This is a genomic window from Neosynechococcus sphagnicola sy1 (assembly GCF_000775285.1).
Taxonomy (GTDB): Bacteria; Cyanobacteriota; Cyanobacteriia; order Neosynechococcales; family Neosynechococcaceae; genus Neosynechococcus; species Neosynechococcus sphagnicola.
Genome location: NZ_JJML01000004.1, coordinates 78,379 through 91,937, shown reverse-complemented (window position 1 = coordinate 91,937; position 13,559 = coordinate 78,379). Strand labels below are relative to the sequence as shown.

The 13,559-nt window shown below is 54.0% G+C and carries 9 protein-coding genes and 3 pseudogenes; 5 read left to right on the top strand and 7 right to left on the bottom strand.

Translation table 11 applies throughout. The annotated features are described in order from the left end of the window. Positions 1-29: 29 nt before the first annotated feature. Together DO97_RS02835 and DO97_RS02830 are read right to left on the bottom strand one after the other, a co-directional pair. A complete protein-coding gene (locus DO97_RS02835) occupies positions 30-2,294 on the bottom strand; it encodes an FdhF/YdeP family oxidoreductase (RefSeq protein WP_036531031.1) in 2,265 nt (754 codons plus the stop codon). Positions 2,295-2,395: 101 nt separating this feature from the next. Then, positions 2,396-3,731: pseudogene (locus tag DO97_RS02830) on the bottom strand (TrkH family potassium uptake protein). Between the two features lie 184 nt (positions 3,732-3,915). Here DO97_RS02830 and DO97_RS02825 point away from each other — a divergent pair. Then, the gene (locus DO97_RS02825; protein WP_036530977.1) at positions 3,916-5,193 is read left to right on the top strand and encodes an FAD-dependent hydroxylase; all 1,278 of its coding nucleotides are present in this window, start codon (positions 3,916-3,918) and stop codon (positions 5,191-5,193) included. Positions 5,194-5,214: 21 nt separating this feature from the next. On the opposite strand, the pseudogene DO97_RS02820 reads toward DO97_RS02825, so the two are convergent. From DO97_RS02820 to DO97_RS02810, 3 genes and pseudogenes are all read right to left on the bottom strand, one after another. Continuing rightward, positions 5,215-6,316 (bottom strand): annotated as a pseudogene (locus tag DO97_RS02820) (DUF3086 domain-containing protein); the annotation flags it as partial. Between the two features lie 23 nt (positions 6,317-6,339). After that, a complete protein-coding gene (locus DO97_RS02815; RefSeq protein WP_036530975.1) occupies positions 6,340-6,732 on the bottom strand; it encodes a DUF3119 family protein in 393 nt (130 codons plus the stop codon). 65 nt (positions 6,733-6,797) lie between these two features. After that, positions 6,798-7,595: an MlaE family lipid ABC transporter permease subunit gene (locus DO97_RS02810; protein ID WP_036530973.1), complete on the bottom strand. Its 798-nt coding sequence runs from the start codon at positions 7,593-7,595 to the stop codon at positions 6,798-6,800. 49 nt (positions 7,596-7,644) lie between these two features. On the opposite strand from DO97_RS02810, the gene DO97_RS02805 reads away from it, so the two are divergent. Further along, on the top strand, positions 7,645-8,403 hold the full coding sequence (locus DO97_RS02805; RefSeq protein ID WP_036530971.1) for an ABC transporter ATP-binding protein: 759 nt from the start codon (positions 7,645-7,647) through the stop codon (positions 8,401-8,403). Positions 8,404-8,583: 180 nt separating this feature from the next. Here the strand turns inward: DO97_RS02805 and DO97_RS02800 are convergent, their stop codons facing one another. After that, positions 8,584-9,060: a hypothetical protein gene (locus DO97_RS02800; RefSeq protein ID WP_036530967.1), complete on the bottom strand. Its 477-nt coding sequence runs from the start codon at positions 9,058-9,060 to the stop codon at positions 8,584-8,586. A gap of 143 nt (positions 9,061-9,203) precedes the next feature. Between DO97_RS02800 and DO97_RS27245 the strand changes: the two are divergent. Further along, positions 9,204-11,562: pseudogene (locus DO97_RS27245) on the top strand (transglutaminaseTgpA domain-containing protein). A 27-nt stretch (positions 11,563-11,589) separates the two neighbouring features. Next, a complete protein-coding gene (locus DO97_RS02790) occupies positions 11,590-12,222 on the top strand; it encodes an exopolysaccharide biosynthesis protein (protein ID WP_036530966.1) in 633 nt (210 codons plus the stop codon). A 12-nt stretch (positions 12,223-12,234) separates the two neighbouring features. On the opposite strand, the gene DO97_RS02785 is transcribed toward DO97_RS02790, so the two are convergent. Continuing rightward, complete coding sequence (locus DO97_RS02785) at positions 12,235-12,519, bottom strand: acylphosphatase (RefSeq protein ID WP_036531029.1); 285 nt, start codon at positions 12,517-12,519, stop codon at positions 12,235-12,237. A 145-nt stretch (positions 12,520-12,664) separates the two neighbouring features. Here DO97_RS02785 and DO97_RS02780 point away from each other — a divergent pair, with 145 nt between their 5' ends. Next, the gene (locus DO97_RS02780) at positions 12,665-13,462 is read left to right on the top strand and encodes a 7-carboxy-7-deazaguanine synthase QueE (RefSeq protein WP_036530965.1); all 798 of its coding nucleotides are present in this window, start codon (positions 12,665-12,667) and stop codon (positions 13,460-13,462) included. The last annotated feature ends 97 nt before the right edge of the window (positions 13,463-13,559 follow it).

The following is a 13,559-nucleotide window of genomic DNA, read 5'->3' as shown; positions in this document are numbered from 1 at the left end:
CATGCAGGTAGGAATTGGGCGGGTGACACCTAGGAGTTTACAGGGACGTACACCACCACCGGCACCCGCTTAAAGGCTGGAGTGCCTGAACGGGCATCAATCCTCGCCTGAAAAATCGCATTCACTTCGGGATAAAACATCAACGCTGCTCCCTGGCGAATTTCCCCGAAGATGATCTCAACCTGCTCCAATTTGCCAGCATCCCCTTGAACCGTGACCCGCTGGTGTTCCTGAAATCCACCAGTGGCAGCATCCATTGCATTCAACAAAATACAGTTGCGGTGGGGCATCCCTCGGTATGTGTCTCCTGGACGATAGACCACGGTGTTGTGCTGGGAATAGCTCCGTCCAGTGCCCAGTGCCAGAACCATGCTGGGAATCGTGTCTGGAATCCCAAAATCCTGGGCTTGGGGCAAGGTCAGATCGGGGAGCGGTGTGACAAACATCTGGGCTTGACCCGTGGCCGTGGGAAATTGAGGTCGATGGAAAATGCGGCCAGGAATCGTGAATTCTACGTGGATTTGATCAATGGTTGCCATCTGCTCAAACCCTGGGATGGTTTGGGCGATCAGTTGGCGGACATAGTGGGGGTCCTGTAGTTGATGCCAGTTAACCGGAGTATCGCCGAGCAAGCGAGCGGCCAATTCGCTGAGAAATTCCACCTCCGCTATCAGTTCTGTCCTCTGGAGATGGGTGCGTCCGCTATCATTGAGGCGCACAAAGTTATTCCCGGATTCCGTCGTTGTCTGGTGGGGGTTCTCAAAGCGAGCAAACACGGGCAGGATCAAGGTGTTGTGCTGAGCCAAGCCGTGGAAGTGTCCCAGATTGGGTTTGGTTGCCAGGTAGATAATGGTTTCAATCTGACCTAAAGCTGCTTGGGCTTGGGTGGCATCGGGATTGGCTGCGTAGAGATTTCCTCCCAAGCAAAGTAGAGTATCAATGGCTCCGGAGGCAGCAGCTTCAATCAGGGCACGGGTGTCATAACCAGGGACCCGACTCAAGGGGCGATCGAGTAAGCGCTCTAGGGCCAGACGGATTTCTTCCTTGAGATGAACCGTGACACCCATGGAGCCAAAGCCTTGGACGTTGGAGTGGCCGCGGATGGGCATGGTGCCAGCCCCCGGTTTGCCTGCATTCCCTGTCAGCAGGGCCGTGTTGGCAATACTGAAAATATTATCGACGCCATTCTCGTGTTGGGTTACCCCCATCGCCCAGGCAAACACCACCCGCTCAGCAGTGCCGATCAGGGCGGCAGCGGTGGAAATTTCTAGCTGCGAGAGGCCACAGGTGCTGGTAATCGTTTCCCAAGTGGAGGACTGGGCATGATGAACCACTGCTTCCCAGCCGCTGGTGTGGGCTTGGAGGTAATCACGATGAATCAGACCCTGTTCAATCAGGGATTTTTGGATGCCAACAAAGAGAGCCGTGTCACTGCCAGGAATCGGCTGCAGGTAGAGGGAAGCAATCTCAGAGCCGCGCAGTAAGGACTTGACGGGGAAGGCGGGAGAGGCAAACTTGACCAACCCTACTTCTTTTAAGGGATTGACTACGATCACCTTGCCGCCGCGATCGCGCAATTTGATCAATTCATTCATCAACCGAGGATGATTCGCTGGGGCATTGGAACCCACCAACACCACACAGTCCGCCTGCTTTAAATCCTCCAGGCTGACCATGGAAGTCCCAGACCCAAACATTTGCTTGAGGCCGACAGTGGAAGCTGCGTGACACAAATCCGAACAATCGGCAAGATTATTCGAGCCCAGGGCCCGCATCATCAGCTGCAACAGATAGGCCGCTTCATTGGAAGAGCGTCCAGAACTATAGGAGGCAATCCGAGGGGCGGGTCTGCGAAATGCCGATTCCGCGATCGCATACACCTGATCCCAGGTGATCCGTTCGTAGTGGCTGTGGCCAGCTCTAAGGAGCAAGGGCACACTCAGGCGACCTAAGCGATCTGCTTGTTCAGAGGTGAGTTGTTGGAGTTCCGCGATCGTCCGTTGGCCAAAGATTTCCGGGGGGACGGCGGGTTGGAGTTCCGCCGCGATCGCCTCCACACTTTTGGCACAGCGTTGGAGGACTTCCCCTGCTTCATTGACAAAGCCCCCCTTCTGCCCCCCCGTTCCCCAGGCACAAGAAAGACAGGCACTTTTATGGAATAGGGTTTGCCACAGCTTCAGACCGTCCGGTGACAGGGTATGCTCGGCCCAATATTGCAGCACCGGCAGGCCGCCTCCGACCTGGGGTGGGGAATCAGAACTGGCAGCAGGATGGGGAGGCAAATTGGCATCCATAGGACTGATTTTGTTTCCGGACATGGGCTTGCGCCTATGGTAACCCCTGATCGACACACCTCCAGAAAACCTGTTGACAGCTTCATCCCCTGCCACCTTGACTAGCCAACCAGGAGATTTTCCTCGGGGTAATGCAAAACGCTGGGTCTGGGATCTCCCAGGAGGGCACTCATTAACAGCAGCACGCCCACCCGCCCCGTGTACATCGTCCCAATCAGAGCCAGTTTGGCTGCAACGCTCACGCTAGCGGTAATGCCCGTAGACAGCCCCACCGTGCCAAAGGCGGAGACCACCTCAAACAAAATCTGAATAAAACTCCAACCCAGAATCGGTGAGGGAAATGAAGATGGTTGAGACAATCACTACCAGAACCGAGCCGAGTAAGACACTAATAGCCTTCAGAATCAGTGGTACTGGAATTTGCCGCTGATAGGACAGAACTTCTTCCTTGCCCTGAAGCACGGTTTTGGTGCAGTCATACAGAACCCGGAGGGTTGTGGTTTTAATTCCACCCCCGGTACTACCGGGACTGGCACCGATAAACATCAGGGCAATGGTAATAAATAAGCCAGCATTGGTCATTTTGCCAATATCAATTGTATTGAAGCCAGCGGTGCGGGGGGTGACTGATTGGAACCACGCTGCCATGAGCTTGTGATGCCAACCCAGGGGCCCCAAGGTATGGGGATTTTGGGCCTCTGTCAGCAGAAAGGCAATGGTTCCCACCGCCAAGAGAATCAAGGTTGAGCTGGTAACAATCTTATAGTTGAGGGAAAAAATCACACACTTGGTGCGACGCAGGATGAGATCGCGCACCCAGAGGTACATCTCCATAATCACCTGGTAGCCAATCCCCCCAAAAATAATCAGGATCGTGATAATCATGTTGACCAGGGGCGATCGCACATAATGCATGAGATTATCCGAAAACAAACCAAAGCCGGCATTATTAAAGGCATTCACACTATGAAAAATTGCTAGCCAGAGTCCATGTTCCAAGCCATAGTCTGGCTCAAAGACAATAAATAATAAAAACACCCCCGTGATTTCAAACAGGAGGGTGACTGCAATAATCGATCGCACCAGATAAACCACCCCCGACATCCCAGGGGCATCGAGGGATTGCTGAATCGCAATTTTATCTCGTAGTCCAAACCTACGCCCTAATAGCAGTAACAGAAAGGTTGTTGCCGTCATGTATCCCAACCCGCCAATCTGCACCAACAACACCAGCAGCAGTTGTCCCCAGAAGGAGTAGTAGGTTCCCACATCAACCACCGATAAACCAGTGACACAGACGGCGGAGGTCGAGGTAAAGAGGGCGTTGACAGGACTGCCCCAGGTACCGCTACTGAGTGAGAAGGGCATCATTAGCAACAATGCACCGATGGTAATGACCGCCAGAAAGCCCAAGCAAATGGTTCGTGAAACCGTCATAGATGCGTATGCATACGGAGGGCGACTTGGTGATTCTACCCCAAGCTTGAAGAAAAACTTGCTTCACCAGAGGGATCGCTCAAGGGTGCCTGCTACCTTGAAAGCCTGACGTTTTCGCGAGAAAATCAAGATATACAGCCATCCTTGCCTCTACCCTGCCATTGAATCAGCCCCAACAAAAATCATGTTATTGGCTGCCCCCACTCCACTGACCGTTTCCACCCATCTCCCCCACCCAAGCGCCCCAAGGACAGCCGCGGAGGCGTCCCGGCTAGACTATGATGTCGCGATCGCAGGGGGCGGTATCGTTGGCCTCACCCTCGCCGCTGCTCTGAAGCAATCCGGGTTAAGGGTGGTTGTGATTGAAGCCCAAACCCAGTCCGTGGCCGTGGCCCGTGATCAGGCCTATGCGATTTCATTGCTCTCTCAGCGGATTTTTCAGGGTATTGGCGTTTGGGAGCAGATCCATCCCTTGATCGCTGAGTTCCAGCAGATTTGTCTTTCCGATGCCGACTACCCCCACACGGTGAAGTTTGATCCAGCGGATTTGGGGAGAACCGAGGTGCTGGGTTATGTCGCTGCCCATGGCGTTTTGCTGACGGCACTGCAAGATTTTCTCCAGGATGCCCCCCAGGTCACCTGGCTTTGTCCAGCCACCGTTGTCCAGACTCGTTGTCAGTCCGATGGCGTGGCGATCGAGATTGAGCAAGCTAGAACATCCCAATGGTTAACCGCCCAATTATTGGTGGCCGCCGATGGGGCGCGATCGCCACTCCGACAGGCAGCTGGTATTCGAGCGCAGGGTTGGCGGTACTGGCAATCTTGCATTGTCGCCACGGTGCAACCCCAGTACAGCCATCAAAACATTGCCTACGAACGCTTCTGGCCCAGTGGCCCCTTTGCCATCCTCCCCTTACCGGGGAATCAGTGTCGGATTGTCTGGACGGCACCCGCAGCTGAAGTGCAGGCGTTATTGGCTTTGGATGATACAGCTTTTCTTACGGAACTAGAACGGCGCTATGGTCGGCACATGGGAACCTTATCCTTAGTGGGACAGCGCTTTGCCTTTCCAGTGCAATTGCGTCAGAGTAACCACTATGTGCGCCCCAAGCTGGCGTTGATTGGGGATGCCGCCCATTGCTGCCATCCCGTGGGGGGGCAGGGGTTGAACTTAGGGATTCGCGACGCCGCCGCCCTAGCCGAAGTGTTGCAAACCGCTTCCCAGCAGGGGTTGGCTTTGGGGGATCTCAGGGTACTCCGGCGATATGAGCGCTGGCGGCAGCGAGAAAACTTGATTATTCTCGGATTTACCGATTTACTAGTACGTTGCTTCTCTAACCAGTGGCTACCTATGGTATTGCTGCGACGCCTAGGGCTGTGGGCGTTACAACACATCCCGCTGGTGAAGCGGTTAGTCCTGGGGTTAATGACGGGTTTGACGGGACGTGTGCCCCAGTTATAGTGCGGTTCAGGCGCTGCTGATTTACAAAAACGATCCCGATTGTGGATCGGGGGCAAAGGCCAACCACAGGGGAAATTGCAGCAAGCCTAAACTGATTTGATCTTCTGTCTCATCGATGATGATTAACGGCAAAGCTCCCTCCTTCATCAACCGATCGGCTTTGACAATCAACGCTTCGGGGGCTTCAAAAATAACCACGCCCCGGTCAGGGCCAAAGTCACTGCGGGAGATCCCGAGGCAATCTTGTAACCCGCGTCGCCACTCACCCAGGCGTTCGGGAGAATTTGCTAACACTAAGGTACGGAGGCGATCGCCATAGACTTTTCGCAGCACTGAGACCACGGTTGAGGTAATCAAGATATTCTGCAGGCGGCTACCCATGGAGCGAAGTGCCCCCCGTCCTCCCTGGGAGAAAAACCAGTTGCCCACCCGTTCGGCATGGATGGGTTCAAAAGTACGCCGTAACTGCCAGGGAGAACCATAGTAATTGGGTTGGGTGCGGTACTGATCGAGCAATTTACGAATCTGCTTCGTTTGTTCTTGAAAGCTTTGCTCGGCAAACTTAGGGCTGTCAGAGGACTGAGGTGTTTCTGGTTTGGCAGTGGGCTTCTCCCGGGGGGGGGTTGGATTGTGCCAACTCCAGTTGCTCGGCGGTACTGACCAAATCTTGCAGACTGCCGACCAGGTAGTCCTTAAAACTTTGGACGCGAATCGCTAGATCCTGGGAAACACCTGCAAAGGTAGTGCGCATTTCAGCTCGAATCCGTTCTTGACGGCGCTCCAATTGCTCAACGGCAATCTGGAGCGTCTGCTTCCGTTGTTCCAGCTCCTTGACCCCTTCCTGAATCAATCGACCCAGGTTCGCCTGCATTTGGGCGGTCTGTTCCTGGAGTAGCTTGGCCTGGGTGGCCTGCAAAGTGGCAATTTCCTGGCGCAGGGCTTGCTCCTGTTGTTGGAGGGTTGCCACCCGTTGAGCTAGATCCAAATCCTCCGTCGGTGCAGTGGTGACGGTGGTGTCTGGTGCTGGGGAGAGTTCAAGGGTCACAGCAGCTTCAGCCTCAGCGGATGGGTCATGGGTGGCAGTAAATTCTGGCAGGGATGATGCGTCGGCATTCATGGGCGGGCAGATACGATAGGGTCGTTAGTTCAGCCAGGAGAACGAGGGCAGAACTGTTCCAGACAGGTTTGCAGAGCTTTGGGATCAAACAATATTGGCAAAAAGTGGATACTGTTAACCTCACGGAAATAGAACAGGATCGGCAGGGGAGACCAGAAAATTTGCCAGTTGAGCCATTCCCCGTAGGGAAAACGGCGAATCAGCGTCTGACCGCGATAAATCTCTAGGGCCATGGATGTCAACAGCAGTCGCAGGGTGACCGCCTGAAACAGCAAAAATAGACCAAAGAGAGAAAGGGTGAGGCTGAGCCAGATTTGCACCCATACCAATGGCAGAGCCATCGCCACCAAGGTGAGGGGCAAGACATAGCTCGGGGCTAACTGCACTGTATCTGCTGACTGGACGGGGGTTGCAAGAGTCACAGGCTCACGGGATCCTTTTGCATCAAATCACATTTACATTTTAAAGGTTTAAAGGCTGCCCGCCCTTAGAGACTGCCAGATCCTGTCTTCCCCGTTCCCTGAAACAAGATCCAGGAGAGGAAAAAGTCAGAGATAAAAATCGCCAGCAGCGCCGTTACCACAGCGGTGGTGGTGGATTGTCCCACACCCTTTGCCCCCCCACGGGTTGTCAGTCCCCAACTGGAACCAATCACCGCAATCAGCGCTCCAAACACCAAACCCTTGAGGGGAGCAGTACAAATATCCCAGGGAGTGAGGAAGTTACGGGCTGACTCAATAAATAGATGCTGAGGGATATTGTATAAGCTTTGAGAAATCAGCATCCCCCCAGTCATACCAGTAATCAAAGACAAAATCGTTAACACTGGCAACATCAGACAACACGCCAAGACTCTCGGGATCACCAAATAATCCACGGGGTCAGTTTTGAGCATGTAGAGGGCATCAATCTGTTCCGTCACCTGCATGGTTCCGATTTCGGCGGCAAAGGCCGATCCCACCCGTCCTGCCACAATCACAGCCGTCAACACCGGAGATAATTCTCGGGTGAGGGCGATCGCGAGGACGCCCCCGACGGCATTGCCAGCACCAAAGGCGAGGAATTCCCGCGCCACCTGAATCGTAAACACCATCCCGACAAAACTGGCAGTGAGGAGAACCACCAGCAGCGAAGCGGGGCCAACCACAACCATTTGTTCTATGACATTCCGGCGATGAATCCGCCCACTCAGCAGATGGATAAAAACCTGTCCGCCTAAGAGCACGGCAATGATCATCCGCTGACCCCATAACCCCAAATTAGAAATCAATGTATGTTGACTCAAGGTAGGTGAAACTAGGCAATCGTTACAGGTCTACCAAAGTTTACTGCAAATGTACAAAACCAACACAGAACCGCTTTTAGACCTCGCTCAGGTAGGGTTGAGTCTATCCTCCCCTGTCCAACTCCTAAGGGGGATCACCTTTACAGTCAAGGAGGGCGATCGCCTGGGGATCGTAGGTGCCTCAGGGGCTGGTAAAACCTCCTTACTCCGCTTGATCAACCGCTTGAGTGAAGCGACTCAGGGTTCCTTGAGATTTCAAGGTCAGGACATCCGTCAGATCAATGTGCTCAAGCTTCGCCAGCAGGTGGTTCTGGTGCCTCAAGAGTCGAAGCTCCTGGGGATGACGGTTGAGGATGCCCTCGCCTATCCTCTGCGCCTGCAAGGGCTGGCCGTTGACACCATCCGGCAACGGATGCAGACGTGGTTGGAAAAACTCACCATTCCCTTGGAGTGGCTCGATCGCACCGAAGTACAACTGTCGGTGGGGCAGCGGCAACTGGTGGCGATCGCCCGGGCCCTAGTGATGCAACCCCACCTCTTGCTCTTAGATGAACCCACCTCTGCCCTGGATGCCGGTCGAGCCACTCAGCTGCTGACGGTGCTGACTGAATTGGTGCAGAGTCAACCCATGGCTCTGATCATGATCAACCATCAATTGGAACTGGTCAGACGATTTTGTACCCGCGTGCTGGTCTTGCAACAGGGAGAACTGATTCTCGATGCTGCGGTTGAGACGGTCAATTGGGAGGATCTGCACACCTGTCTGCTTCAGACCCAAGCTGAACAAAGCCGAGAGTGGGAGGCTTGAGGGGCAAACTCAGCTCCTGGTTCGAGGACACAGGTCGCAACGATTTTCCCCTTGGTTGAGGGGACATGTGAGCAGCATCAAAGAGAGGGTGCTAAGGCGATGGTTGAGGAATTGAAACCCTTCATTGGGCAAGATGATTTCAAAAGTAGCACCCCTCGGTTGGTTCCTTCTCAAGAACAGTTAGGCAAGATCGGAGGGCACAGAACTGCTCAGTGGCGGTAGTTGTAAATGATACTGGATAGCCCCTTGCAATTCGGCTCGCTGAATTTCAGCGCCATTGATTAAGTCCCCAGGGTTCTCAAAAAAGACTGCACTATCTACTCCATTCAAAGCCGTCATCTGAAACAAAATGTCGATAATTGGAACTGGCAGCGCCATTAGCTGGGGGTCGTCGCGGACGAAACCAGGCCCTGCCGTGACATCTTTAAGGGTGGAGAAGGCGTACAAAACCGTTTTTTCTAAGTTGGGCTGGGTTTGATTTTGGAGGGTGGTCAAGACCCAATCTTGCTCCAGGGTTTGCAGAATATAGTATTGGGAATGCTGAAGTTGCTGGGCAAAGGCTTTTAAAACCGGGGCGATCGCCGCAACCAGTGGAAGGGTTATCCCATCGGAAGGCGCTTCCTGGATCAGCGTTTGAATTTGTTGGTCTAAGTCCATGTGGGGATAGACGTTGGCTACTGCTCCAGTCTATCCCTTCCAGTTGCGATCGCCATCACCAGACCCAGTCCCGCTAAGATATCCCGCTAAGATAAGAGGCAGCCAGTTCCACTCCATCCAGCCCCGACCGAGAGGCAAGCACCATGACCAACGCTCCAGAAACCCAACAACTGGGGGGACTCTCCGGTGTCCGTTCTCTCTGGGAATACATGGGAAGCCGTCCCCTTCCCCAGTCTGAAAACTCGATCATGCTCCGCGTCCTGGTACAAATCCTGGTTTCGGTGGGAATTGTAGCGACTGATATTGCTGCCAGCACCAGTATGAGTCTGTGGGCGGTGCCCCTGGGAATGGGGGGAGCTGTTTGGAGTTGGCGGCAGCGAAACCGCCGCAATATTAGCACCAAGCTGTGGCTCGCCTTTGGGATGCTGGTAGCCCTAGCGGCCTTTCTGGTGCGGCTGCTGGGGGAGTTGAACGATACTCGATTGGTCTTGGCACAACTCTTGGTGCAGCTTCAGGTATTGCATAGCTTTGATCTGCCTCGCCGCAAAGACCTTGGCTACTCGATGATGATTGGCTTAGTGCTCCTTGGCGTTGCTGGCACCCTCAGCCAAACAATTACCTTTGGCCTGCTGCTCTTGCTATTTCTGGCGATCGCATTGCCTATCTTGATCCTGGACTATCGGTCTCGCTTAGGCATCACCCTGGAAACCCCCATCTGGCAACTGGGTAAAACCGAACTGGCTCCTCAACGGTTAGGGGTTGTTTTTTTGCTGGTTTTGACCCTGGGACTCACCGTGTTTGTGCTGCTGCCCCGCTTACCAGGTTACCAACTCCGCAGCTTTCCCGTCAGTTCTACCATTAACTTTGAAGGCCAGTTTGACAGTCAGCACATTGCCAATCCTGGCTATGTGCGGGAAGGCACAAGCCAGGGTGGGGGGGGGTAGCGCCACCTCTGGCAGCACTGCCTCTGGTCAGGTCGATGACACCTTTTACTACGGCTTTAATAGCCGTATCAACCAGAACCTGCGGGGGCAGATGAAACCCAAAATCGTTTTGCGGGTGCGCTCCCAGGCTCCAGGTTTCTGGCGGGTGCTGGCGTTCGATCACTACACGGGTCAGGGCTGGGAAGTCTCTCGTAACGACCATTCCTTAAAGTTAGAACGCAATAACTGGTCCTATCAGTACTTCTTACCGATTCCTGGCTCCCTAACCCGCACCCAGGAAATTGTTCAGACCTACACGGTGGTTTCGGAATTACCCAACCTGATTCCAGCCCTCTATCGGGCAGAGCGGTTGTTTTTCCCCACCCGACAGATTGCGATTGATCCAGAGGGCAGTCTGCGGGCTCCCATTGGCTTGAGCGAAGATCTTACCTATACCGTGATTTCTCGGGTGCCTTACCGCGATCGCCAAGTATTACGACAGGCACCAACCACTTACTCAGAATCGATCCAGCGTTACTATCTGGAGGTTCCATCGGCGATCGCCCAGAAACTACGCCCCCTGGCTGAGGCTTGGTTGGCGAAGTCTCCCCAACCGCTGACCAGCCCCTATGAACAGGCACTCTACCTGACCCAATATTTAAAGCAGCACTACACGGTGCAGCCGGAGTTACCGTTCTTGGCCGCCCAGCAAGATTTGGTCGATGCCTTCTTGTTTCAGTTTCAGGGGGGATATCCCGATCATTTTTCCACGGTGTTGACATTGCTGCTGCGATCCATTGAGATTCCCGCCCGTTTGGTGGTGGGATTTGGGGCGGGTCAGTTCAACCCATTTACCGGGTTCTATGTGGTGCGTAACACCGATGCCTATGCCCTCACCGAAGTCTATTTCCCCCAAAATGGCTGGTTTACCTTTGACCCAATTCCCGGCCATGACCTGTTACCCCCCTCCGTCGAAGAAAATGCGACCTTTGGTATTCTCAGGCAGTTTTGGAATTGGGTGGCGGGCTGGATTCCCTCCCCGGTCAGTGGTTGGATTGCCCAAGTGGTCGGGGGAATTGCGGGTTGGATCTTTGGCCTGATCACGGGGTTTTTGTTGCTGTTCACCCGCGGATGGGTGGGTATCATTGTTGGCTCCCTCGTGGTGGTCACCCTGAGTTTTGCCGGCTGGCTGGGCTGGAACCAGTGGCAGAATTGGCGCTATCACCGCTGGCTCTCCCAATTGCCGCCGATGGAAGGTCTCTACCAACAAATGCTGGGGTGGTTAGATCGGCAAGGGATTCGTAAACATCCCGCCCAAACTCCAGGGGAGTTTGGGCACACGGTTCAGGCAAGTGTCCCCCAGGGAAAGGTCGTCAATGACATTGCCCAAGCCTATGTGCGGTGGCGTTATGGCAGTCTGACTCCCCCTCTAGGTGACCTAAAACAGCGCTTCCGTAATCTCCAGAGATCCCGCCGCTTCAAAGCCCAAAGCCAGCGACGACGATCCCCTCCCGCCTCCCTCCCCTCCCCTAACTCCGTAGCCGATGCGGCCAAGAGGGTCGTGTATTCTGGTACGTGATGGCGGTTATGGGAGCTAGCTAAAGTCATGCATCTCAAGTTCTCTCAGGATATTGCAGTGCTCCTCCAGCGTTTAGAGGCTCACCCCCTGACTTTGGGGGATATCCTGAGTGAAACCTCGGAGCGGGGGTTTAGTTTGATGGTAGGTCTGTTGACCCTACCCTTTCTCTCACCGATTCCGCTGATTGGTCTGAACAGCATTTTTGGCTCTGCTAGCTTTTTATTGTCAATGCAAATGGCAATGGGACTGCGATCGCCCTGGCTGCCCCAACGCATCGCCCAAGTTCAATTTCCCCGAGGCTTTATTCAACCCGTACTCAAGGTGGTGCAAACCATCACCCGCTTCTTGGAAAAAATCACCCGACCCCGATTATTGAAATTAGCTACCAGTCATCCGATTTGGCAACTCAACGGCCTCTGTATGGCTTGGTTAACCCTGTTGTTGATGTTGCCGATTCCCCTGCCCCTGACTAATATGGTTCCCACTGTAGGGATTCTCTTGTTTGTCGTGGCAACCCTAGAAGCGGACGGGTTATTGATGTGCTTTAGCTATGGTCTGACCCTGGTGATCACTGGACTCTTTGGCACCCTGGGCTATCTTCTTTGGCAAACCCCAACTCTGATTCAAGACTTTTGGCAAACCCTCCAGCACTGGTTGTAAGCCCGTGGCGCTTCAAGGCAAGATTTGAAATGACGTGATCCCCAGGGGGAGCATGGCTTCAGCCGTCACATCGGAGACCACCGCAGCGGGGGGGCCTTGGCGACACCAGGCTAGCATTTGCTCCACCCGCTGGCGATCGCCCTCAAAGACCGCTTCCACCCGACCATCGGGTAAATTCCGCACCCAACCTCCCAAGCCTAACTGGACTGCCACTTGGCGCGTTACCGCTCGATAGGCAACACCTTGTACCTTGCCCGTGATCCAAATATGGACTCCGATCACATCAGCGTCAGACATCAAGGGTTGATTCATTGTCTTGGCGGAATCTTGCACTGAGAATGATGATATCGACATTTCAACCTGGATTTCATCAATTGGGCATCCACTGGCTATAATTACTAGTTTTGAATAGGCTGCTAGTTTCTGGTAGGTTCCACCCATTTTGAGCACTTCCTCGACTGCTAACTCGCGAACTGCCCGTCTGATTGAAGTCTTTTCCGCTATTCAGGGGGAAGGGCAGAACGTCGGCACCCGGCAAATTTTTATCCGGTTTGCCCAGTGCGATCTGCGGTGTCATTTCTGCGATAGCGTCCATACCTGGGAGGTTCCAGAGAGCTGTCGCATCGAGCGATCGCCCGGAGAACGTGACTTTGAAACCCATGTCAACCCAGTAACACAGGAACACCTATTGCAGTGGGTACAGCGACAGCATCAACCGGGGCTTCATGACAGCATTAGCCTCACAGGGGGGGAACCCTTGCTCCATGCCTCGTTTTTACAAAGCTTTCTTCCCTTAGTCCGGCAGCAGACTTCCTTGCCCGTTTATTTAGAAACAGGGGGACATCGTCCCCAGCAACTACGCCAGATCCTGACCCACTTGGATTCCATTGGCATGGACTTGAAGCTCCCGAGCGTCAGTGGCGAAACTTGGTGGCAGGCTCATAGGCAATGCCTCCAGGCTGCCCATAGCGCTGGGGTAGAGGTCTTTGTCAAAATTATTATCGCTGCGCAAACGGACTTGACAGACTTGCTGCAGGCAGCACAGCTGGTTGCCGCCGTCAGCCCTGAAATCCCTGTATTTTTGCAGCCCGTGACTCCTCTAGAACAGTTGCATCCCAAGCAAGTTCCGTTGGCGGTTCCCCGACCCGATCAAGTGCTGGCATGGCAGTCCTTACTCAAGCAAACCTTACAATGGGTACGGGTGATCCCCCAGACTCACAAGATGATTGCCCAGTTGTAATCCCCTGAGTCATTTTGGCTGAGGCAGAAACTATTCTCTAGGACGGATAGTCGTACAGTCTGGCGGTAAACGAACGCCATAACCCACCTCATGGGGT

What these genes read in the sequence shown, in the direction of transcription:
- DO97_RS02835 (WP_036531031.1), bottom strand. Translation starts at nt 2,294, where the DNA reads ATGGATGCCAATTTGCCTCCCCATCCTGCTGCCAGTTCTGATTCCCCA.
- DO97_RS02825 (WP_036530977.1), top strand. Translation starts at nt 3,916, where the DNA reads ATGTTATTGGCTGCCCCCACTCCACTGACCGTTTCCACCCATCTCCCC.
- DO97_RS02805 (WP_036530971.1), top strand. Translation starts at nt 7,645, where the DNA reads ATGTACAAAACCAACACAGAACCGCTTTTAGACCTCGCTCAGGTAGGG.
- DO97_RS02800 (WP_036530967.1), bottom strand. Translation starts at nt 9,060, where the DNA reads ATGGACTTAGACCAACAAATTCAAACGCTGATCCAGGAAGCGCCTTCC.
- DO97_RS02790 (WP_036530966.1), top strand. Translation starts at nt 11,590, where the DNA reads ATGCATCTCAAGTTCTCTCAGGATATTGCAGTGCTCCTCCAGCGTTTA.
- DO97_RS02785 (WP_036531029.1), bottom strand. Translation starts at nt 12,519, where the DNA reads ATGTCTGACGCTGATGTGATCGGAGTCCATATTTGGATCACGGGCAAG.